Below are 24,261 nucleotides of genomic sequence, written 5' to 3'. Positions count from 1 at the left end.
AGTCAAGTCAATCCGAGGAACTTTTTCCATGTCAAAAATGCCGCTTGCCTTATGGGCGTTGACCCTGAGTGCATTTGCTATTGGTACTACCGAGTTTGTCATTGTTGGGTTGATCCCGACGATTGCCAGTGATTTACAGGTGTCATTACCCTCTGCCGGGCTGCTGGTAAGCCTGTATGCATTGGGCGTTGCCGTTGGTGCTCCGGTATTAACCGCGCTTACCGGGCGCTGGAAGCGCAAAAAAGTTTTGCTGGCTCTGATGGGGGTTGTTTATTGGTGGTAATTTACTGGCATGGAATGCACCCGGTTATGAAACGTTGATTGCCGCGCGTATTCTCACCGGATTAGCTCATGGGGTGTTCTTCTCAATTGGTTCTACCATTGCCACCGGGCTGGTTGCCAAAGATAAAGAGGCCAGTGCTATTGCGCTGATGTTTACCGGATTAACCGTTGCGCTGGTTACAGGGGTTCCTTTAGGTACCTGGATTGGTCAGCATTTTGGCTGGCGCGCCACTTTCCTGATCGTTTCTGTACTGGGTATTATTGCTTTGCTGGGCAGTGCTTTATTGGTTCCGTCCGATTTGAAACAGGCCGCTCCGGCAAAACTATCTGCACAGCTTAAAGTTCTAACTCAGCCACGTCTGTTACTGGTTTATGGCATTACTGCAGTGGGGTATGGCGGTACATTTATTGCCTTCACTTTTTTAGCCCCTATTTTACAACAAGTATCTGGTTTTCAGGCGGGGTCGGTTGCTGGCATCATGTTGGTTTATGGTGTATCGGTCACTATTGGTAATATTTGGGGCGGTAAACTGGCAGACAGCATGGGACCGGTTCGGGCACTGAATATCATTTTCGCGGCGTTGGCATTAGTACTGTTTGTATTTACCTTTACAGCAAACAGCCAGATTGGTGCGCTATTAACCGTGTTTGTTTGGGGGCCTTTGCTTTTGGTAATGTGCCCGGACTACAAGTGTATGTTGTCCAACTGGCGAATAAATACACTCCGGAGGCGGTTGATGTAGCATCTGGTCTGAATATCGCCGCTTTTAATGTGGGTATTGCCATTGGTGCCTGGCTTGGTGGTCATGTTGTCGCTGACATGGGGCTAATGGATACTCCATGGATTGGTGGACTGATCGTGATACTGGCTCTGGCAATGACGCATTTGTCTGGTTTTCTGGATAATCGCAGTGCGACACGAGTGGCGGCCTGCCATAGTTAATAGCGTGGAAAATTTAGCTGGTTGAATTAAAACCGACAAAGATTCAATAAATTAAAGATTGGAAGATGTTTCGCATATTAATACCGGCAGGTTTGATTCTCATCCAATGGTTCAGATATGGTAATCTTTAGTAGGGCGAACAAAGCCTGAGACATATGTTCTCAGGCTTTGTTACGAGTAGCCTGTATCAAGATATTAACCGCAGGGGGTATCCATCTTGAATATCAGAACATGTGAGTTGAGTCAGCAGATAGGCCAACATCTTGCTGCGACAGGCCAGTGGATCACTTGCGCTGAGTCGTGCACCGGTGGTTTGATTGCGGCTTATTTTACTGAAATAGCGGGGAGTTCAGCCTATTTCGACCGCGGCTTTGTCACTTACAGTAATCTGGCTAAACAACAGTTACTGGGGGTTAATCAACAGACCCTTGCTCAATGGGGAGCCGTTAGTGAACAAACGGTGAGAGAAATGGCGACCGGTGCGCTAAAAGCGGCGGGTGCAGATATTGCCATTTCGGTTAGCGGTATTGCCGGGCCAGACGGTGGTAGTACAGAAAAGCCGGTTGGTACCGTTTGGTTTGGCTGGGCGAACAGTGAGGGGCTAGTGATTGCCCGCAAAAGACGCTTTAATGGCAATCGTCATCAGGTCCGTCAACAGGCGGTGGAATACGCCCTGACGGTGGTGTTGGAAAAATTTATTTAAAACTGACTTGATACTGTATGATTATACAGTATAATCATTTCATCGCTTTAGAGATAAAATCTCGTATTACTTTATGACCATATTTGATAACCACGGAGCCGCATAATGGATGACAACAAACAAAGAGCGCTTGCCGCCGCATTAGGACAGATTGAAAAGCAATTTGGTAAGGGTTCTATCATGCGTTTGGGTGACACTCAATCTCTTGATGTTGAGTCTGTTTCTACCGGCTCCCTGAGCCTGGACGTTGCACTGGGCATTGGTGGTTTACCAATGGGCCGTGTTGTTGAAATCTTCGGGCCAGAATCTTCCGGTAAAACCACGCTGACGCTGTCTGTGATTGCTCAGGCGCAAAGAGAAGGCAAAACCTGTGCCTTTATCGATGCTGAACATGCTCTGGATCCTATTTATGCCGCCAAACTGGGCGTGCAGGTTGATGATTTACTGATCTCTCAACCGGATACGGGTGAACAAGCGCTGGAAATTTGTGACGCGCTAGTTCGTTCCGGTGCTGTTGACGTTATCATCATTGACTCCGTTGCTGCGTTAACACCAAAAGCTGAAATCGAAGGCGAAATGGGTGACTCTCACGTTGGTCTGCAGGCACGTTTAATGTCTCAGGCGCTGCGTAAGTTAACCGGTAATATCAAGAATGCTAAATGTCTGGTGATCTTCATTAACCAGATTCGTATGAAAATTGGCGTTATGTTTGGTAACCCTGAAACCACTACCGGTGGTAACGCACTGAAATTCTATGCTTCTGTTCGTCTGGATATTCGCCGTGTAGGCGCAATTAAAGATGGTGAAGAAGTGGTAGGTAACGAAACGCGCGTTAAAGTGGTGAAGAATAAAATTTCTGCACCATTCCGCCAGGCAGATTTCCAAATTCTCTATGGCAGCGGTATCTCTAAAGAGAGCGAGCTAATCGATCTGGGCGTTAAACATAAACTGGTCGATAAATCTGGTGCATGGTATGCCTATAACGGCGACAAGATTGGTCAGGGTAAGGCAAATTCAATGAAATTCCTGCAGGAAAACCCGGCGATTTCTAATGATCTGGAAAAACGCCTGCGTGAATTATTGCTGACCGCTAATCCGTTTGTGCCAGAGGGTGGCGATGTAGAAGATGATGCTGAGCTGCCAGAAGGCGAAGAGCTTTAATCTCAGCTGTAAGTTTAAGTTATAGAGTAGATTAGTTATGAAATCACTATTACCACGAGCAATGCGCTTATTAGCCCAGCGTGATTATAGTGAACAAGAGATGCGCCGTAAGCTTGCGGCGCACTCTCCTTTTGACCGTACCGCAGAAAAAGAACCCATCTCCAAAGAATCCATCGATCAGGCCATTGAATATTGCCATCAGTACAACTGGCTTAATGATGCAGAATACTCCCGTAAGTTTATTATTAGCCGCAGCCATAAAGGTTATGGTCGTCAGCGCATTCAGTCGGAATTACAGCAAAAGGGCATCGATCGGGACGATATATCCCGGGCCATGCAAGAGTGCGAAATTGACTGGTATGAGAAAGCCAAAAAAGTGGCCACCCAGCGTTTTGGCGATGATATCCCGAGCGACTGGAAAGAACGCTCAAAAATGCAGCGTTATCTGGCCTATCGCGGATTTGCTCAGGACGAAATTCAATCAGTTTTCACCGATTCTGAATAATAAATCTTCTGCGGATTTACTTCCCATCAAAGAAATTTTATCTTATGGCTACTTTTAATTCGTAAATAAGTCGGTTACTTCCGTTTTTTCGTGCTTAACTTACGAATCGCCTTCATTTTAGCCAGATATTGGAAATTATATGAGCAAGAGCACCGCTGAGATCCGTCAAGCGTTTCTCGATTTCTTTAATAGTAAAGGGCACCAGGTTGTCGACAGCAGCTCTTTAGTGCCGCATAACGATCCAACACTCCTGTTTACCAACGCAGGAATGAACCAGTTTAAGGATGTATTCCTTGGGCTGGATAAGCGTGCCTATACTCGGGCAACGACTTCTCAGCGTTGTGTACGCGCCGGTGGTAAACATAATGACTTAGAAAACGTAGGTTATACCGCCCGCCACCACACCTTTTTTGAAATGCTGGGCAACTTCAGCTTTGGTGACTACTTTAAACACGATGCTATCAATTTTGCCTGGGAACTACTCACTGGCGCTCAGTGGTTTAACCTGCCAAAAGAGAAGCTGTGGGTGACCGTGTACGCAACAGATGATGAAGCTTACGAAATCTGGGAAAAAGAGATCGGCATTCCTCGCGAAAGAATTATCCGTATTGGCGATAACAAAGGTGCTGCTTACGCATCAGATAACTTCTGGCAAATGGGCGATACCGGCCCTTGTGGTCCATGTACTGAGATCTTCTTTGACCATGGCGATCACATCTGGGGCGGCCCTCCGGGTTCACCGGAAGAAGATGGCGACCGCTATATCGAAATCTGGAATATCGTATTTATGCAGTTTAACCGTCAAACCGACGGAACCATGCTGCCATTGCCGAAGCCTTCCGTTGATACCGGTATGGGCTTAGAGCGTATTGCTGCTGTTTTACAGCACGTTAACTCTAACTACGATATCGATCTGTTCCGCACCCTGATTGATGCTGCGGCTAAAGAAACTAAAGCGACTGATTTAACCAGTAAATCGTTACGGGTTATTGCTGACCATATTCGTTCTTGTGCTTTCCTGATTTCTGATGGCGTTGTGCCTTCAAATGAGGGCCGTGGTTACGTATTACGCCGCATTATCCGTCGTGCTGTGCGTCATGGTCATATGCTGGGCGCTACGGAGACTTTCTTCTATAAGTTAGTTACGCCGTTAATTAACGTTATGGGTAGTGCTGCTGATGAACTACGTCGCCAGCAGTCAATGGTTGAACAAACCCTGAAAACCGAAGAAGAGCAGTTTGCCCGTACTCTGGAGCGTGGTTTAACGCTGCTGGATGAAGAACTGAGCAAGCTGACCGGAGATACGCTGGCCGGTGAAACGGCATTCCGTCTGTACGACACCTTTGGCTTCCCGCTGGACTTAACGGCTGATGTCTGCCGTGAGCGCAACATCAAAGTTGATGAAGTCGGTTTCGAAAAAGCGATGGAAGAACAGCGCCGTCGCGCTCGTGAATCCAGCGGTTTTAGTGCTGACTACAGCAAATTAATCCGCGTTGACGGTGAAACCTGTTTTAGCGGCTACGAGCGTCTGGAGCAGTCATCAAAAGTTATCGCCCTGTTTGTTGCCGGTAATGAAGTTAAAGAAATTAAGAGCGGTCAGGAAGCGGTAGTGGTGCTGGACAGTACTCCATTCTATGGCGAATCTGGCGGTCAGGTTGGCGATCAGGGAGTGCTGAAATCAGCTAATAGCACTTTTGATGTACAGGATACCCAAAAATATGGTCAGGCAATTGGTCATGTTGGGCGTTTAGCTCAGGGTGAACTGAAAGTCGGTGACAGCGTTGATGCCGTGGTAGATAGCGTACGTCGTGGACGTATTCGTCTTAACCACTCGGCAACTCACTTACTGCATGCTGCATTGCGCCAGATTTTAGGTGAGCACGTTGCTCAGAAAGGTTCTCTGGTTAATGACAACTATTTGCGTTTTGACTTCTCCCATCCTGAAGCAATGAAGCCAGAACAAGTTCGTGCCGTTGAAGATTTAGTTAACCAGCAAATTCGTCGTAATTTGCTGGTAGAAACTAATATCATGGATTTAGAAGATGCCCGAGCTAAAGGCGCGATGGCGCTGTTTGGCGAGAAGTACGATGATAAGGTTCGCGTACTTTCCATGGGTGATTTCTCAACCGAACTCTGTGGTGGTACGCATACTGATGCTACCGGTAATATCGGCCTGTTCCGTATTACTTCTGAATCAGGTATTGCCGCTGGCGTGCGTCGTATCGAAGCTGTTACCGGTGAGAATGCAATTGTTTCTATGCATCAGCAAAGTGATGTGTTGAATGAAGTGGCATCATTAGTTAAAGGCGACAGCAACAGTCTGATTGAAAAAGTGAAGAGCCTGTTAGAACACGCCAAAGGTGTTGAGAAAGAGCTTCAACAGTTAAAAGATCAGCTGGCAGCTCAGGAGAGCTCATCACTGGTCAGCAAAGCGGTTGACGTGAAAGGGGTTAAGCTACTGGTTAGTAACCTGCAAAACGTAGAACCAAAAATGCTGCGTACTATGGTTGATGATATTAAGAACCAGCTGGGCTCAGGAATTATTGTATTGGCAACGGTACATGATGATAAAGTCAGTCTGATTGCTGGTGTTACCAAAGATCTGGTCGATCGCGTGAAAGCGGGTGACCTGATTAGTCCTGTTGCTCAGTTAGTGGGCGGTAAGGGCGGTGGTCGTCCTGATATGGCTCAGGCGGGCGGTACCGATGTAGCTGCATTACCGGCTGCACTGGCAACGGTCGAAAATTGGGTTGCGGCTAAGCTATAAAACAGGAAATCCCGCAGGTTTGTATGATTATTCGTTTTTATCATCTTGGAACCCGCGGGATTGTTTGATATTTTTAGTTGGAACAAATTAGTACAAAATGACAAAAGTTAGCTAAACTTAGGCATATACGTGTTCTTATCTTGATTATTGGCTGAATGAGTCAGTGATGCTAGTTAATCTATCGGATTTATAGCTTACGTTCTTAGGGCATATCATGGATAATGGGCAGGATGCACAAAGAGATGCAATGGTCTGTTTAATCTGTCAAGGAGCAAAGAATGCTTATTCTAACTCGTAGAGTTGGTGAGACGCTGATGATTGGTGACGAAGTAACTGTTACTGTTCTGGGCGTGAAAGGTAATCAAGTTCGTATTGGTGTTAATGCACCGAAAGAAGTATCTGTTCATCGTGAAGAGATCTACCAGCGAATTCAGGCTGAAAAGTCACAACAATCGACTTTTTAACCAATAAACGCGCCTTACCTGCGATTATCGAAAGTAAGGCGCGTTGATTTTTGCAAAACCCTTCAGTTTTTTATTATTACATCATTTTTATATTCTTGTTTTACCCTTTGGTTTTAGCCACAAAAGCACGATTTTTTGCTGGCAAATTGTTCGTGTTGTTTGCTTAGTGCACAAACGAACCTAATCAACGAAAAAGTATTTGACTTATAAGTCCGGGAAAGTAATATGTGCGCCACGCAGTGTTGATAAACATTTTAAACGTTTAGCAGCCTGCAGATAGTAATTACACGGTGAGGTGGCCGAGAGGCTGAAGGCGCTCCCCTGCTAAGGGAGTATGCGGTCAAAAGCTGCATCGAGGGTTCGAATCCCTCCCTCACCGCCATTTACTACGTTGTTAGAATCTGCACCCGTAGCTCAGCTGGATAGAGTACTCGGCTACGAACCGAGCGGTCAGAGGTTCGAATCCTCTCGGGTGCACCATATTTTACAGTGTTGTTTTAGTAACAGCATTCGTATCAAAAACAGATATCTTCGTAATATCTGTTTCAAAGAATCAAAAGAGCACCCGTAGCTCAGCTGGATAGAGTACTCGGCTACGAACCGAGCGGTCAGAGGTTCGAATCCTCTCGGGTGCACCATATTTTACACTGTTGTTTTTATAACAGCGTTTGTAATAAAAACAGATGCCGCCGTAGTATTTGTTTGAAAGAATCAAAGAGCACCCGTAGCTCAGCTGGATAGAGTACTCGGCTACGAACCGAGCGGTCAGAGGTTCGAATCCTCTCGGGTGCACCATCTTGAAGTTTGCAGATACCGAAAGGTATCTTTTTTTATGCCTGAAATTTGATATTTGCCATTCCCGACCTCTTTTTCATCCTTTATCTATTGATTCACAATCTTATTGTTCGTTCTTGCATATACATACGATCTTATTGTCGGTACGGGGTGTTTATATTCTCGGTGGGGTAAATGTAGCGTCAGAAAGGCCCTGTAGTGTTTTATTCGAGTTACACTCCCCTGATTAACTGACAGTAAAATTATTGCTTAAAATCAATTACAGCGCGTTCTATCCGTTTGGCAATGATATTGATATCGAGTTGATGGCATCAATGTACTGCATCAAAAGCGCCAATAAAAAAGCGGTCTGAAAGACCGCTGAAGTGAGACAAAGACAACAATGAGGGATGTAGCTTAAAAACACTATCCTTTTACGCCGCCAGCCGTCAGGCCACTGACTAACCAGCGCTGGGCCAGCAGGAAGACAACGGTAATAGGGATAGCGGACAACACGGCGGCTGCAGCAAAATCTCCCCACAGATAGTTTTGTGGATTGAGATACTGTTGCATACCCACTGCTAACGTATAGCTGTTCACATCGCGTAACAGCAATGACGCGACGGGTACTTCAGTGATGGCAGCAATAAACGATAAGATAAACACTACTGCCAGAATGGGCACCGACAGCGGCAGCAGAACTAATCTGAATGCCTGCCATGGCGTCGCTCCATCCAGTGCTGCGGCTTCTTCCAGGCTGCCATCGATAGTTTCAAAATAGCCTTTAATGGTCCAGACATGCAGAGCGATCCCTCCCAGATAGGCAAATATCACGCCACCATGGGTATTTAAGCCCAACATAGGAACGTACTGTCCCAGACGGTCAAACAACGCATACAATGCCACTAAAGAGAGTACCGCCGGGAACATCTGAAAGATCAGCATGCTTTTTAGCAACGTACTTTTACCGCGAAAACGCATACGGGCAAAAGCATAAGCACAGGTAGTGGACAGCGCTACAATGCCAATTGATGTAATCACCGCTATTTTGACCGAATTCCATAACCACAGTAGAACCGGGAAGGGCGGCGGCGTCACTTTGCCGTTGGCGTCGGTGATGCTGAATCCTAATGCCAGTTTCCAGTGCTCCCAGGATATTTGTTCAGGGATCAAACTGCCGGTAGCAAAGTTACCTGAACGCAGAGATATTGCGATTACCATCAGTAGTGGAAACATAATCAGCGCAATAAAACACAGCAGCAGAATATGAGTAACGCCAATACGTAGTCGCTGAGATTTAGGTTGAACCATTGCCATATTATTCTCTCTCCTTAATCAAAGTTCATACGTGAGGCTTTGAGGTTGATAATTGCCAGTGCACCCACCAGTAAGAAAATCAGGGTGGCAATCGCGGCCGCCAGACCAAAGTTTTGTCCACCGCTGCCTTCAAATGCCATACGGTAAGTGAAGCTAACCAGTAAGTCGGTATAACCGGCCGGCGTGGTGGTACCAATCCGGTCAGGACCACCGTTAGTGAGTAACTGAATCAATACAAAGTTATTAAAGTTAAACGCAAAGCTGGCAATCATCAGCGGTGTTAATGGCTTAATTAATAATGGGAAGGTGATACGGAAAAAGTTCTGGAACAGGTTAGCACCATCCATTGCAGAAGCCTCATATAAATCATCAGGAATAGTCTTCAGTAGCCCCATGCACAGAATCATCATATAAGGATAGCCCAGCCAGATATTGACGATCACAATCATACTGCGGGCCATGGTTGGATCGTTAAACCAGGCCGGTTTGATGCCAAATAACGCCTCCAGCATCATGTTGATCTCACCAAAACTTTGGTTGAATAGCCCTTTAAAGATCAGTATCGAAATAAAAGATGGAACGGCATAAGGCAGAATTAAAAGTACCCGATAGATGGCTCGGCCTTTCAACGACTCCCACTGGACAACGCAGGCTAAGATCATGCCCACCGCCACGGTAAACACAACGGTCAACAGCGAGAAGGCGATAGTCCAGATAAAAATAGAGATAAATGGTTTTTGGATACCTTCATCAAACATCACCGTCAGGAAGTTTTTCCAGCCGACGGTAACGGTAAAACCGGGGCTCAGAACTTCGGTTTGCCACTGACCCTGAGCATCAACCGCTTGATAAAAACCGGTATCTTTATTAGGCAGATAACGAACGCCGGTTTGCTGGTTGAGCAGGGTCTTTTGATCCTCGCCCAGCACATACAGCGATTGAATTTCAGAAAACTGGCGCAGTGAACTCATGCGCAAGACTTTTTCTTCTGGCAGTTGAACGGATAACGTTCCGAGCTGTTTGTTATTTTGAATAACAACGCGTAAAGGGGCGGCTTCTTCTGTTGGTGCCGCTGTGGTTTTCTCCACTTTCAGGGTTGGAGGCGGTGCATTGAGATCAAAAGGCTCAGAGAGCAACATCTCATTTTGTGTATCATTCAGAAACAGACGCCATTTTTGGCCTTCCGGATAGAGCGAGAAGTTATAGGCATGTCCGGAAGTAAACTGATTTTGCAACAATACTGATTGAGCACGTTCAAAAGTGAGCTGGTTGACGCTGCTGTAGTTGGTAAATGCAATAGCAATGGTACAGGCTAAAGGAAACAGTACAAACAGCCCCATTCCCGCCATACCCGGATACACATAGCGCCAGGCATAAGCACGCGGGTTAGCAAACACATACAAACCCAAACCCACCAGTATCAGGGTCAGAATGGCAAACAGATATTCGCCCTGAGCATACATCAGTACCACCAGATAGCATGCAAACAGCGCGAAGAGTGTAATGACCAGCCATTTCAGGCCGTTACCCAGGCTAAACCATTTATTTCCTTGTGGTAATTCGGTTTGAATAACAGACATGACGAACTCCTTTAGGTGGCCCGGGATACTATAAACATCCGGTGATTAGCAGCGACGCAGTCATCTGCGCCGCTGTTTTACTGATTTACTTAGTGATACGAGTTTCAACATCTTTTAATGCAGCAGGAACTGTCTGACGGCCATGAATCGCATTCAGAATGGCGCTGCGTTCGGCATACCAGAATCCGCTCATTTGCGGAATATTTGGCATGATTTCACCTTTTTGCGCATTGTTCATGGTGGCGGCGATGCGAGGATCTTTTTCCAGTTTCTCCTGATAGGATTTCAGAGCTACAGCACCCAGCATCTTATCGTTATTCACCAGAGTTAATCCTTCATCGGTCAGTAAGTAGTTTTCCAGAAACTCTTTGGCCAAATCTTTATTTGGACTGGCGGTGTTAATACCAGCAGAAAGTACGCCAACGAATGGTTTAGATGGCTTGCCTTTAAAGCTTGGCAGCAGAGCAACACCATAGTTAATTTTGGCTTTATCCAAATTGCCCCATGACCATGGACCATTAATGGTCATGGCGGTTTCGCCTTTAATAAAGCCGGCTTCTGCTACGGAGTAATCAGTGTCAGGATTGATGTGTTTGTTTTTCACCAGATCTACCAGGAACTGCAGACCAGCCTGTGCACCGGCATTATTTACCCCTACGTTTTTCACGTTATAGTTGCCGTTTTCAAATTTGAAGGCATAGCCGCCGTCAGCAGCAATAAGTGGCCAGGTGAAGTAGGGTTCTTGCAGGTTCCACATAATGGCGCTTTTACCTTTGGCGCGCAGTTTGGTATCCAGAGCGGTCACTTCTTCCCAGGTTTTTGGTGGCTCTGGCAGTAAGTCTTTGTTGTAGATCAGTGATAAGGATTCTACCGCGACAGGGTAGCCAATCAATTTGCCTTTATAGCGCAGCGCGTCCCAGGTGAATGGTGCGATTTTGTCCTGCAGGGCTTTCGATGGAGTGACTTCTGCCAACAGGCCTGATTCAGCATAACCGCCAAAACGGTCGTGAGCCCAGAAAATGATGTCCGGACCATCGCCTGTTGCAGCGACCTGAGGATATTTTTCTTCCATTTTATCCGGATGCTCAACGGTAACGCTGATGCCGGTATCTTTTTCAAATTTCTTTCCGACTTCGGCCAGACCGTTGTATCCTTTATCACCATTGATCCAGATAACCAGTTTGCCTTGTTCAATTTTGGCCATTGCCGAGCTGGAGAGACAAAGTGCGACCAGAGCAGATAGGGTTGCCACCTTAGAAACCGCTAGTGGACGTTGGGTATGACGACGTGCAGCTTTTAGTATACGGAACATCATAGTTATCCTTCTTTCAATTTAGTCAGGTAGGCCGGATAGCAATCGGTATTCGGTTGCCGGGGCAAAGACATTTACACAGTGACTATGTTGCCGCCTTGAGTGAATAAAACGCATCCTCCTCTTTTCTATGCCCTCCAACACCTTTGTGTGATGTGTGTTGCAATTACAACGCATTTTGTGCGCGCCATCACATAAAGTCTGTGATTAATTTGTGAGTAAATTCACAATCTTTCGTTCCTCAGCGAGGAAATCATCTCCCCTCTGTTTATCTCATCCTCCCAGCTCCTCCCCCCATAAAAAACCTTTCGGTGGATGATTTGTTCTTGCGATTTTTTATGCATTATCGCAGCCATACCAATTTATCGGTTGGTTGAGTATGACCACAGAAACCGACAAACAGAGAGGAGCTAATTATGGCCAATGTCACGCTAAGCAATGTAAGTAAGGCGTTCGGTGATGTTGTCATTTCCAGGGACATAAATCTTGAAATCGATGATGGTGAGTTCGTCGTATTTGTAGGCCCATCGGGCTGTGGCAAATCTACTCTGTTGCGCATGATTGCTGGTCTGGAAGATATCACCTCCGGCGAACTGACCATCAACGGTAAAAGAATGAATGAGGTGCCTCCGGCACAGCGTGGTATCGGAATGGTGTTCCAGTCTTATGCGCTGTATCCCCATCTTTCTGTGGCAGACAACATGTCTTTTGGCCTGAAGCTGGCTAAAGCACCTAAGAGTGAAATTAAGCACCGGGTCGCTCAGGTGGCAGAGATGCTGCAGCTGGGGCATATGTTGGAACGTCGACCGAAAGAGCTATCTGGTGGACAGCGTCAGCGCGTAGCAATTGGTCGTACTTTGGTGGCTGAACCAGAAGTCTTCCTGCTGGATGAACCGCTTTCTAACCTGGATGCCGCTCTGCGGGTTCAGATGCGTATCGAGATTTCCCGTCTGCATAACCGCCTCAAACGCACCATGATTTACGTTACTCACGATCAGGTGGAGGCCATGACGCTGGCGGACAAAATCGTGGTACTGGACGCCGGGCGCATTGCTCAGGTGGGCAAGCCGCTGGAGCTCTATCACTATCCGGCAAATCGCTTTGTAGCCGGATTTATTGGCTCGCCAAAAATGAATTTCCTACCGGTGAAAGTCACCGCAACGGCGATTGAACAAGTACAGATCGCATTACCAAACGGGCAGTTGGTTTGGCTACCGGTAGACAGTCATGGAGTTCAGGTGGGGACCAATATGTCTCTGGGGATCCGGCCTGAACATTTAACAACCAGTGAGATTGCAGATGTCACGCTGGAGGGAGAAGTACAGGTAGTAGAGCAGTTAGGCAATGAAACACAGATCCATATCCAAATTCCGTCGATCGGACAAAACCTGATTTACCGTCAGAACGACGTTGTTCTGGTAAAAGAAGGCTCCACCTTTGCCATTGGTTTACCGCCACAACGCTGTCATCTATTCCACAGCGATGGCAGGGCCTGTCAACGGTTACACAGAGAGCTGGGCGTTTAAATAAACATATAAGCCACCTGGTGGCATCATAGGAGAACTACGATGGTCGTGTCCCGCAAGTTACAACTTTCTTTAGCCGTTGCAGCAGGAGTTTTTGCAACTCAGGCACTGGCTGTTGATTTTCATGGTTATGCTCGTTCTGGTATTGGCTGGTCAGGGGATGGTGGTGACCAACAATGTTTTCAGGCGACGGGTGCACAAAGTAAGTACCGTTTAGGTAACGAATGTGAAACCTACGCAGAACTGAAGTTAGGGCAGCAGTTATGGCAAGAAGGCGACAAGAAGTTTTATCTGGACACCAACGTTGCCTACTCAATCGATCAGGCAAACGACTGGGAAGCAACTGACCCGGCATTCCGTGAAATTAACGTGAAAGGTGAAAACCTGATCGACTGGTTGCCTGGTTCAACCATGTGGGCCGGTAAGCGTTTCTACCAGCGTCACGATGTTCATATGATCGACTTTTACTACTGGGATATTTCTGGTCCGGGAGCAGGTCTGGAAAATATCGATCTGGGCTTTGGTAAATTATCGATGGCGGTTACCCGTGATACCGAAGCGGGTGGTTCTCACGGTTGGATTGATGGACAGGCTGATGAGGTTCCAACCTCTAACGATGTGTTTGACATTCGTTTAGCCAACCTGAATACCAACCCGGATGGCGTACTGGAGCTGGGTGTGGACTATGGCCGCGCCAACGCGCGTGATGGTTATTCTTTAGCTGATGACGCTTCGAAAGATGGCGCCATGTTTACCGCAGAGCATACTCAAAGTATGTTAGGTGGTTTTAACAAGTTTGTGGTTCAATATGCAACAGATTCAATGACTTCCTGGAATACTGGCCACTCACAAGGTGCCAGCGTAAATAACAATGGTAGTATGGTCCGCGTATTGGATCACGGTGCCATTTCTCTGGCACAGGATTGGGATCTGATGTATGTAGCTATGTATCAGGACACCGATCTTGATAACAACAATGGCTCAACCTGGTACACCGTGGGTGTGCGTCCAATGTACAAATGGACACCAATTATGAGCACATTGTTGGAAGCAGGCTATGATAATGTGAAGGCTCAGAACACTGGCGATCGTAACAGCCAGTATAAAATTACGCTGGCACAACAATGGCAAGCAGGTAACAGCATTTGGTCTCGTCCGGCCATTCGCGTATTCGGTACCTATGCAAATTGGGATGAGAAGTGGGGATATAACGACGGTGTTGCAACCAATGATACCTCGACTAAAACCTACAGCCGTGGAAATGATGATGAGTTCTCCTTCGGCGTTCAATTCGAAGCCTGGTGGTAATAACATCTGATGTCCCAATGACAGGCGTGAATGATTGACTGTTCAACGCCTGTCATTTTTCTGTTGTATGAGTATTTTGCTACTTTCAGAGGGAAAAATAATGAATAACAAATATCTGGCCTTATGCTTAGCTCTGGCACTTGGCAGCGGCATGGTCGGTCAGGCTCAGGCGGTATCGCTGTTCAGTGATAACGTTCAGGCTCCGGAGAGCGTGACAACCGCTCCTACACTTTCTGGCAGTAAGCTACAGCAGTTGCCATGGCAGCCGCTGGTTCCACCTACATCTCAAACGATCAAACTGGATGCGAATTCACCTCAATTGTCTCAGGGGGATATTCGTGGTGCGGTTGCTACCATCGCGCTGCCGGCTAACCGCGGTACTTTGGAAATAACTTTATCCAGCCTGGTAGACAATAAAAGTGTGTATGCACCTAACGTCTTAGTATTGGACGAGCAAATGCGTCCGGCTGCGTATTATCCCAGCGAACGATTTGCTTATGCGGGTCCTGAAGTTATGGATACCGACCGCCTGCAAGGCACTTTACGCCTGACTCCGGCCCTGGGCCAACAGCAGATCTATATGCTGGTGTACACCACCAATAAAGACCTGCAACAAACCACCAAATTAACAGCTCCAGCCAAAGCTTATGCTAAGGGCGTGGGGAATGCGGTACCGGATATTCCGGATCCAATTGCTCAACACAGTGAGCAGGGTACGCTGAAAGTTGTGGTGAAATCTGACCAGCAAAACGGCAACGTAATGATTGGTCAGTTGATGCCAACCTCTTCATCAGATACTGCGGCCACCGCGGTTATTCCTGCGCCAGCAGCAGCTCCGGCAGCAAAAGCGCATGCCGCGCCGGAAAAAGTACTGACGGATACCGAAGAGTACTTTAACCAGAGTATTCGTACTGCGGTGAAGCAGGGGGATATTGATAAAGCGCTGAAGTTGCTGGATGAAGCGGAGAGATTGGGATCGACAACGGCGAGGGAGACGTTTGTTGGGAGTGTGAAGAGTAAGAAGTAATTTGAATTAGATTCAGAGAAGGTTTCGCCGCCTCAGTTGCTGAGTTTGACTCAGCAGTGGAGTTTGCGTCGAGCAAAGGGGCGTTGCGGCGGCAACCTCAGTCAGCCCAGAGGCTTAACGCACCGGCATAGAGCCGCTCCCGGCGTCGCTATGCCTCTCGCCGCATCCATGCGGCTCGTGCTGCCTCTGGTCTTCCTTCGGCAACATTCGGATGCTTTAACCTGAAGGGCAAAGGGCAAAGGGCAAAGGGCAAAGGGCAAAGGCAAAGCAAAGGGCAAAGGGCAAAGGGCAAAGGGCAAAGGGCAAAGGGCAAAAAGCTCAATATAAAAAATAAATGCCCAAATGTAATATCTGGCTGGCAGTTAGCATTGTCAATCGTCGGCAAGGCCGACATCCTCGGAACCAAAGTACTGATGGTCCCCCGGCCGAGCACAAAGATAATATGAACACATTAGCTATTACGGCCGGAATATTCTCAGACCCCAACTATCCAAACGCCAATCGTCGGCAAGGCCGACATCCTCGGAACCAAAGTACTGATGGTCCCCCCGGCCGAGCACAAAGATAATATGAACACATTAGCTATTACGGCCGGAATATTCTCAGATCCCAACTATCCAAACGCCAATCGTCGGCAACGCCGACATCCTCGAAACTAAAGTACCGACGATCTCCCAATCGGAATATCCTCAAAAACCAATTAAAATATAAAGGGCCATCATTTGATGGCCCTTTATATTCATTATTAGCCTACGGCTATTTCTGCTTCGACTTCCGGCTCGCCGCCAACTGTCTCTTGCTATTCAAATCATTCAGCAAACGACGTGTCGATGAATCAGCAAACATATTTTCCAGCGAGTCCGTCAGCTTACGACGCCAGTTTGGATATTCCTTATAGGTACCAGGAACGTTTACTGGCTCTGACATATCCAGTAAATCCTCTAACTGAATACCCACCAGAGCACTCTCCGTCAGTGCTAAATAACGCAATATACCGCGATTAAGCTCCGGAGACATGGGCATATCCTTCACCGTCTTACGCATACTTTTCGGCACACAGTAATAGCGATGCAAACTGTTCAGAATACCTTGCTTGGTCAGTTCGCGTTCCTGATAGATTTTCGCCAGAGCCAATGGGTTAGGATAGAGTCCCAACTGTTTGCCTAACGCTAAATCACCACACTGCCAGTAACCTTTCAACGTAGGCATATCATGGGTGGTTGCTGTCGCCATTGCCTGTGGCAGATACTCTTCCGGTGGCGTTAACTGATTTTGTTCATCTTGCTCAAAAAACAGAATCTTATAGGAGTAAACCCCACAGGTGCTTAACTTACTGACGATATCCTTAGGTACAATACCCAAGTCTTCACCGATAACCATACACTGGTGTCGCTGACTTTCCAGCGCCAGAATCGCCAATAAATCATCTACCGGATAATGTACATAAGCGCCGTTTTTCGCGCTTTCCCCCTGAGGGATCCACCACAACCGCAATAATGACATCACATGGTCGATACGTAATGCACCGCACTGGGTCATATTGCCTCGTAACAGATCAATAAATGGCTGATAGGCACGTTCAACCATCACATGCGGTCTCATTGGCGGTAGCGCCCAGTTTTGCCCCAGTGGACCAAGAATATCTGGAGGAGCACCAACTGAAGCGCTAAAACAATACAGGGAACGATCTTTCCAGGCATCGGCGCTCTCCTGAGCCACACCTACTGCCAGGTCACGATATAAACCAATCGACATCTTCAGCTTACGGGAAATACGGTAACACTCACTTAATTGCTGGTGAGCTAACCATTGTAGCCACAGATAGAATGTCACTTCAGAAGCATGTTCCTGAGCGAACTGGCTGACTTCTTTATTCTGACTATCCTGATAACCAATCGGCCACTGATACCACTGCCAGGAGTGGCCAGCCTGTACCAGGTGAACTGACAAGGCATCAAAAATTGCCTGATAACGTAGATCATCGCCACCCAGAGTTACAAACTCATTGAATTCCCGTTGTGACTTATCTCTTTCCGGACGGGTAATAAATTGCTGATAAGCTAACTTCAGTGCAGCCAGTTTTAATGACATCACGCCAGTGTAGTCAACCCATTCAACGTTACGTAGCTCGACTAACTTTTTCTGAGTAGCGGCCTGCTGCCACCATTTTTGCGCTTTAGCACTGTGATGAAAATCATCCACCTGATTGATATCAATATAAATAATATTTAACCAACGGCGGGAAGAAGGGCTATAAGGGCTACAAAACTCAGGATTGGCCGGATAGAGGGCATGGATGGGATTCAGCCCAACAAAAGCCCCGCCTCGCTCAGCGACCCTTTTGAGCAATTGCTGAACATCACCAAAGTCACCAATCCCCCAGTTGCGATCGGAGCGCAGGGTATACATCTGCACGCAGGTTCCCCACAGCTTTTGGTGATGATGAAGGGGGGCCGGCTCATAACAGCGCACGGGTGCCACAATCACCTCACAGCTCCACTGCTGCTGACCTTGAGTCAAGGTTAGCTGATGGTAACCGCAGGGCAGGTCGGCTGGTAGCTTTAACGGTTTACCCTTAGCCACTTTGCCCTGACGTAATTCTCCCTGTTCTAATACAAGCTGCCACTGAGCTTCAAAAGTCAGTGGCAAGGAGAATGCGCTGTTTTGCTGTAACACGATAACCGGGGGAAGCGGCTCCCCCTCCTTATCGTTTGGTAGGGTGAACTGCATTGCTGATAGCAACAGCTGTTTCACCTCATCACTGATGATCTCCGGCTGACCATAGGCATTCAGATAACTACCTGATATGCCTGCGGCCGCTGCCGTTTGTTCCAGGAGTGACTCTTTTTTCTTCATACATACCTGCTTATGCTTTGCGCTGCCAAATACGCTGCTGATAGTCACGGATAGAACGGTCAGAACTGAACATACCAACGCGAGCAGTATTCAGAATTGTGGTTCTTGTCCAGAGATCGCGATCGACAAAGTGTTCACCCATACGCTTCTGTGCTTCGCAGTAATCGGCGAAATCAGCCAGAACCAGATAAGGATCGCCACCGCTGCCCAGACTGTTTAACATCAGATCGAAGGCATGTTTATTGCCCTGAGTGAAGAAACCGCTGGAAAGCTCTTTTAAAATCTCGTCCAGATGCTTATCTTTTTTACGCCATTTCAGCGGATCATAACCGGAAGCTTTTAAGGCATTAACCTGCTCAACGGTATGACCGAAAATGAAGATATTTTCGTTTCCTACTTCCTGAGCGATTTCCACGTTAGCACCATCCAGTGTACCAATAGTCAGTGCACCATTCAGGGCCAGCTTCATATTACCGGTACCTGAAGCTTCTTTACCCGCAGTAGAGATCTGTTCAGACACATCGGCGGCAGGAATAATCAGCTCGGCTACCGATACCTTATAGTCAGGAATAAATACCACCTGCAGCTTCTGATTAACCAACGGATCGTTATTGATCTTCTCTGCCACACAGTTAATGGCATAAATAATATTTTTTGCCAGGTAGTAACCCGGAGCGGCTTTAGCCGCAAACAGAAATACCCGCGGTGGAATATCCAATGCCGGGTTATCACGCAGTTGGCGATAAAGAGAGAGAATATGTAACAGATTAAGGTGCTGACGCTTATATTCATGCAACCGTTTTATCTGTACGTCAAATATAGCACCAGGGTTAATGACCAGACCGGTAACCTGCTTCACATAACGTGCCAGATGCTGCTTGTTGTCATCTTTGATTTGCTGATAACGCTGACGGAAAGCAGCATCACCAATAAACGGTTCCAGCTTTTTCAACTGGTCTAAATCAGTTACCCAACCGGTACCAATAGAGTCATCAATCAGTGATGCCAGCGCTGGATTACACTGCTTCAACCAGCGACGAGGAGTGATGCCATTGGTGACGTTATGAAATTTGTTTGGCCATAACTGGTTATATTCCGGGAACAGATCTTTCACCACCAGTTCGGAGTGCAGGGCGGCCACGCCGTTCACCGCGGAACCACCAATAACACACAGGTTACCCATGCGCACCTGACGGTTATGAACCACACAGAGTTTTTCCCATACGGCTTTATCTTTAGGCCAGGTTTTTTCTACCAGCGGCTTAAAGTGAGCATCAATTTGCTTAATGATGGCAAAGTGACGCGGCAAAAGGCTCTGCATTAACGAAGCGCTCCAGCACTCCAGAGCTTCCGGCATCAGGGTATGGTTGGTGTAAGCAAAGGTTTTGCTCACGATCGACCAGGCTTTATCCCAACTCATTTGATGCTCGTCCAGCAGAATACGCATTAGTTCAGGAATAGCGATGGTTGGGTGAGTATCATTTAACTGAATAACCTGATAGTCCGCCAGTTGCTCAATTTTATGCCCGGCCAGATGATGACGGCGCAGAATATCCGCAACAGAGCAAGCGCACTGAAAATATTGCTGCATCAGACGCAGGCGTTTACCCGCAGTATGGTTATCATTGGGATAGAGAACTTTAGTCAGTTTTGCTGCTTCAATGCCCAGACGTTCAGACTGAAGGAATTTACCATCGTTAAACAGCATCAGGTCGAAAGGTTCGCTGTGGGTGGATTGCCATAATCTTAAAGTTTGAACCACACCGTTTTGATAGCCAACGACCGGCAGATCCCAGGCTTCACCAACCAGCGTTAATGCTGGTTCCCAGCGCTCAACGCCTTTTGCATTTTTAACCAGCTTGCCGCCAAAGTTAACCTGTACGTTTAGCGTTTCATTGCGGGTAAACCAAGGGTAATGTTCACGCATCCAGTTGTCAGGAGACTCATGCTGGTGACCTTGTTTAAATGACTGACGAAACAAACCATATTGATAATTCAGACCATAGCTGATGGCTGGTTGATTAATGGTGGCCATTGAGTCCAGAAAACAGGCCGCCAGACGACCCAGCCCACCGTTGCCCAGCGCCGGATCCACTTCTTGCTCTAACAGATCGGTAAGGTCAACTTTATAGTCGGCCAGAGCGGTTTTTATTTGTTGATACAGCCCAAGGTTAAGCAAGTTATTCCCGGTTAAACGGCCGATCAGAAATTCCATTGAAATATAGTTAACTTGCCGTTGCTGAGTATCCGGAGCGGTAGCCTGCAGCGGCAGTAATTCGTTTAATGTACGGCTGAGTGCTTGCCACCATTGGTGTTGAGTCATCTGTTGCGCCGATTGCAGACCAAAGCTTCGCCATTGACGGGCCAGACTGTCATGAAACTGCGCGGTATTAAATGTTTGCATAGTAGGTAGGGCCTCTGATTTTGTTAATTATAGAGTAGCGCTCATGCTGTCATTGATGCAGGTGGAGAGCATCATCCCGAGGGGGATTAGTTGGGGAGGAGGAGTGGGGCGTAGTTGGACCATATTCATACGATGATTTTTATATTCTCAAGGTCAAAATTATCGATTGGGGGGCGGATAAAAATAGAGTATGCGACTAATATCAGACATGCATCAAAACAGAAAGTTGGAATTGTGACACAGGGCCTTTTCAGATAACCACAGGTTAGCGTTATATTGTGGTACTGTCAGATGTGTCAGACTGGGCGTACAAAAAGAAATATTTGTGCTATAACTATTTGTATTTACATATATTAATTAAGATTCGAGTCTGATTATATGCTAATTCCATCGAAGCTCAGCCGTCCAGTAAGACAAACGCACGTAGTGATGCGTGACCGTTTGGTGAATAAGTTATCCAATGCATTTGACTATCGTTTGATATTGGTAACGAGCCCGGCAGGTTATGGAAAAACCACCATAGTTACCCAATGGGCATCCGAAATGCCTTATCTGGGATGGTACTCGTTGGACGAAAGCGATAATCAACCACAACGCTTTGCCAGCTATTTAGTTTCCGCAGTGCAACAGGCAACCAATGGGCTCTGTGAGAAAAGTGAAATTCTCACTCAAAAGCACCAGTACACCAGTATTACCGCGCTATTTGCCCAGCTGTTTGTTGAATTATCAGAGTGGCAGCAACCGTTGTATCTGGTTATTGATGATTATCATCTGATTACCAATGACATTATTCATGATGGGATGCGCTTCTTTTTACAGCATCAGCCAGAAAACCTTACGCTGGTGATCTTGTCGCGTAATCTTCCCGCGCTGGGAATTGCTAAATTGCGGGTACATGGTCAATTATTAGAGATTGATAGCCAGCACCTGGCGTTTACCCATGATGAAGCTAAAGATTTCTTTGACCGTCGTCTTGAAGCACCGGTATCAACAGAAGAGTCCCATCGGTTGTGCGATGAAGTGGCGGGCTGGGCGACGGCATTACAATTAATTGCGCTCTCTACTCATCAGTCCGGGCATTCGGTAAAGCAATCGGCTAAACGCCTTTCAGGACTTAATATTCGCTATCTGTATGACTATTTGGTGGATGAAGTGCTCGATCGGACCGATGCAGTAACGCGTTCGTTTCTGTTGCGTTGTTCGGTGCTGCGTTCAATGAATGCGGAGCTGATTACCTGCATTACCGGAGAAGACAGAAGCCAGGCGCGACTGGAGGAGACCGAGCGTCAGGGGCTATTTATTCAGCGTATGGACGATCGGGGTGAATGGTTTAGCTTCCACCCTCTGTTTGCCAGTTTTTTACGCCAGCGCAGTCAAAATGAGCTGGCTCAGGAGCTGCCGGAAATTCATAAGGCCGCCGCTCAGGGATGGCTCAACATGGGCTACTCGGGCGAAGCTATTTATCACGCGTTGAGTGCGAATAACCTCGAATTACTGCGGGATATCTTGTTACAGCATGCCTGGTCACTGTTTAATCACGGCGAGTTGGAGTTGCTGGAGGAGTGTATCAATGCACTGCCTTACGATTACCTGATTGAAAAACCTAAACTCATTTTGCTACAGGCCTGGCTGGCACAGGGGCAACACCGTCATGCGGAAGTAAACCTGTTACTGACTAAAGCAGAAAAAGAGATAACGGCAAAACAGATTGAGATTGAACCCTGGCTGTACGCGGAGTTTGACGTTTTGCGTGCACAAATTGCGATTAATTCTGAAGCACCGGATGAAGCAGAAATGCTGGCAATGACGGCAATTGAAAATCTGGCACCGGACAGCTATTACGGTCGAATCGTTGCCACCTCTGTGATTGGTGAAGTGATGCATTGCAAAGGCAATTTGACCGAAGCTCTTGGCATGATGCAGCAAACCGAGCAAATGGCCCGTCACTTTGAAATTTACCACTATGCGCTATGGGCGTTGCTACAGCAGAGTGAAATTCTGCTGGCTCAGGGCTTTGTACAGGCAGCCTACGAAGTACAGGATAAAGCTTTTGCGCTGGTGGAAGAGTTCAACCTGCAACAACTACCAATGCATGAATTTCTGCTGCGCTTGCGCGCTCAGCTATTATGGCAATGGGCACGTCTTGATGAGGCGGAGCTGGCTACCCGTAAAGGAATGGAAATTTTAGATAATGGGCAGCAGCAGCTACAGTGTCTGGCACTGTTGGCGAAATGCTTTTTGGCGCGCGGCAATCTGGATAATGCCCGTCAATACCTTTATCGTTGTGAAAACCTGTTAAGTAATGCCCAATACCACAGCGACTGGCAAACCAACGCCGATAAGCCGCGAGTGATTTACTGGCAAATGACCGATGATCGAGTTGCGGCAGCCAGTTGGCTGCATCGAACTCAACGGCCGATCGGGGCTTATAATCACTTTCAACATGGGCAGTGGCGCAATATTATCCGGGCTCAGCTTCTGTTGGGACTTTATGATGAAGCAGAAGTCATTCTGCTGGATATCATCAAGAGTGCTCGTCAGCTACAACTGGTCAGTGAGCTGGGACGAAATCTGATACTGTGTAATATGCTTTATTGGCATAAAGGACAAAATGGTGAGGCACAGCAGATGCTGATTGAGGCACTGACGCTGGCTTATCGCACCGGTATTATTAGTAACTTCGTCATTGAAGGCGAAAGTATGGCTCAACAGTTACGCCAGTTATTGCAGCTAAATACCCTGACCGAACATAATCAACATCATGCTCAGCGTATTCTGCGCGAGCTTAACCAGCACTATCGACACAAGTTTGCCCACTTTGATGAGAACTTTGTTCATCAGCTGCTGAATAATGCACAAACGCCGGAGTTGATTCGAACCAGTCAGTTAACCCACCGTGAGTGGCAGGTTTTAGGACTCATCTATTCTGGTTACAGTAACGACCAGATAGCGGGAGAGCTGGGCGTTGCTTCCACCACGATCAAAACGCATATTCGTAATCTGTACCAGAAAATTGGCGTTACCCATCGTCAGGAAGCCATACAACAGGCTCAGCAACTGTTGGAAATGATGGGTTATAACACATAACCTAAAAACGAGTTGAGTCAGAGGGCCCGTTAATGATGAATTAACGGGTCTTATTTTTTTGTATTTATCTTAATGAGTTATTTTTACTACCTGTTAAATAAATTATTCATAATATCAGTCAAAAGTATTATGGAATTTATTTTTAATGGGAGGTTTTTTTGATTTTTTATTCGTATTTTTAAATTTCATTTCTAATTAGAAATGATTTTTAAATCTCTTTAAAAACAATGGTGATATTTTTCATA

At 46.9% G+C, this 24,261-nt stretch carries 14 protein-coding genes, 4 tRNA genes and 1 pseudogene; 14 read left to right on the top strand and 5 right to left on the bottom strand.

Annotated elements, in window-relative coordinates:
* Positions 1-37: 37 nt before the first annotated feature.
* The 10 genes and pseudogenes from EKN56_RS12090 to EKN56_RS12045 all read left to right on the top strand — a co-directional run bounded on the left by EKN56_RS12090 (position 38) and on the right by EKN56_RS12045 (position 7,620).
* Positions 38-1,225, top strand: a pseudogene (locus tag EKN56_RS12090) (MFS transporter).
* 217 nt (positions 1,226-1,442) lie between these two features.
* Positions 1,443-1,928, top strand: coding sequence for a nicotinamide-nucleotide amidase (gene pncC, locus EKN56_RS12085; RefSeq protein WP_456085564.1), 486 nt, complete (start codon positions 1,443-1,445; stop codon positions 1,926-1,928).
* A 105-nt stretch (positions 1,929-2,033) separates the two neighbouring features.
* A complete protein-coding gene (gene recA, locus EKN56_RS12080; protein ID WP_130592008.1) occupies positions 2,034-3,089 on the top strand; it encodes a recombinase RecA in 1,056 nt (351 codons plus the stop codon).
* Between the two features lie 37 nt (positions 3,090-3,126).
* Positions 3,127-3,594 carry a regulatory protein RecX gene (locus EKN56_RS12075; protein ID WP_130592007.1) on the top strand — a complete coding sequence of 156 codons (468 nt, stop codon included), beginning with the start codon at positions 3,127-3,129 and terminating at the stop codon, positions 3,592-3,594.
* 139 nt (positions 3,595-3,733) lie between these two features.
* On the top strand, positions 3,734-6,361 hold the full coding sequence (alaS, locus tag EKN56_RS12070) for an alanine--tRNA ligase (protein ID WP_130592006.1): 2,628 nt from the start codon (positions 3,734-3,736) through the stop codon (positions 6,359-6,361).
* 278 nt (positions 6,362-6,639) lie between these two features.
* Entirely contained in the window at positions 6,640-6,825 is a 186-nt protein-coding gene (csrA, locus tag EKN56_RS12065) for a carbon storage regulator CsrA (RefSeq protein ID WP_027275176.1), read from the top strand.
* 289 nt (positions 6,826-7,114) lie between these two features.
* A tRNA-Ser gene (locus EKN56_RS12060) sits at positions 7,115-7,207 on the top strand.
* Positions 7,208-7,228: 21 nt separating this feature from the next.
* Positions 7,229-7,305: transfer RNA gene (locus EKN56_RS12055), tRNA-Arg, on the top strand.
* A gap of 81 nt (positions 7,306-7,386) precedes the next feature.
* Positions 7,387-7,463, top strand: a tRNA-Arg gene (locus EKN56_RS12050).
* 80 nt (positions 7,464-7,543) lie between these two features.
* Positions 7,544-7,620 (top strand) — tRNA-Arg (locus tag EKN56_RS12045).
* Between the two features lie 405 nt (positions 7,621-8,025).
* Here the strand turns inward: EKN56_RS12045 and malG are convergent.
* The 3 genes from malG to malE form a co-directional block, all read right to left on the bottom strand.
* Positions 8,026-8,916, bottom strand: a complete 891-nt coding sequence (gene malG / locus EKN56_RS12040; protein WP_130592005.1) for a maltose ABC transporter permease MalG — start codon at positions 8,914-8,916, stop codon at positions 8,026-8,028.
* 14 nt (positions 8,917-8,930) lie between these two features.
* Positions 8,931-10,496 carry a maltose ABC transporter permease MalF gene (gene malF, locus EKN56_RS12035; RefSeq protein WP_130592004.1) on the bottom strand — a complete coding sequence of 522 codons (1,566 nt, stop codon included), beginning with the start codon at positions 10,494-10,496 and terminating at the stop codon, positions 8,931-8,933.
* An 85-nt stretch (positions 10,497-10,581) separates the two neighbouring features.
* Positions 10,582-11,808 (bottom strand): maltose/maltodextrin ABC transporter substrate-binding protein MalE, encoded by a 1,227-nt coding sequence (malE, locus tag EKN56_RS12030; protein WP_130593690.1) that lies wholly within the window; start codon positions 11,806-11,808, stop codon positions 10,582-10,584.
* A gap of 416 nt (positions 11,809-12,224) precedes the next feature.
* Between malE and malK the strand changes: the two genes are divergently transcribed.
* The 3 genes from malK to malM all read left to right on the top strand — a co-directional run bounded on the left by malK (position 12,225) and on the right by malM (position 15,669).
* Positions 12,225-13,334, top strand: a complete 1,110-nt coding sequence (malK, locus tag EKN56_RS12025) for a maltose/maltodextrin ABC transporter ATP-binding protein MalK (RefSeq protein WP_130592003.1) — start codon at positions 12,225-12,227, stop codon at positions 13,332-13,334.
* Between the two features lie 42 nt (positions 13,335-13,376).
* A complete protein-coding gene (locus EKN56_RS12020; RefSeq protein WP_130592002.1) occupies positions 13,377-14,642 on the top strand; it encodes a maltoporin in 1,266 nt (421 codons plus the stop codon).
* A 100-nt stretch (positions 14,643-14,742) separates the two neighbouring features.
* The gene (gene malM, locus EKN56_RS12015; protein WP_130592001.1) at positions 14,743-15,669 is read left to right on the top strand and encodes a maltose operon protein MalM; all 927 of its coding nucleotides are present in this window, start codon (positions 14,743-14,745) and stop codon (positions 15,667-15,669) included.
* A 756-nt stretch (positions 15,670-16,425) separates the two neighbouring features.
* Here the strand turns inward: malM and malQ are convergent.
* The gene (malQ, locus tag EKN56_RS12010) at positions 16,426-18,525 is read right to left on the bottom strand and encodes a 4-alpha-glucanotransferase (RefSeq protein ID WP_130592000.1); all 2,100 of its coding nucleotides are present in this window, start codon (positions 18,523-18,525) and stop codon (positions 16,426-16,428) included.
* Between the two features lie 10 nt (positions 18,526-18,535).
* Positions 18,536-20,929, bottom strand: a complete 2,394-nt coding sequence (gene malP, locus EKN56_RS12005) for a maltodextrin phosphorylase (protein WP_130591999.1) — start codon at positions 20,927-20,929, stop codon at positions 18,536-18,538.
* A gap of 378 nt (positions 20,930-21,307) precedes the next feature.
* Between malP and malT the strand changes: the two genes are divergently transcribed.
* On the top strand, positions 21,308-24,016 hold the full coding sequence (malT, locus tag EKN56_RS12000) for an HTH-type transcriptional regulator MalT (RefSeq protein WP_130591998.1): 2,709 nt from the start codon (positions 21,308-21,310) through the stop codon (positions 24,014-24,016).
* Positions 24,017-24,261 lie beyond the last annotated feature (245 nt).

The sequence above is a fragment of the Limnobaculum zhutongyuii genome, from assembly GCF_004295645.1.
GTDB classification, from domain to species: domain Bacteria; phylum Pseudomonadota; class Gammaproteobacteria; order Enterobacterales; family Enterobacteriaceae; genus Limnobaculum; species Limnobaculum zhutongyuii.
The sequence above is the reverse complement of the archived record's forward strand: the minus strand, read 5'-3'. Positions and strand labels throughout refer to the sequence as shown.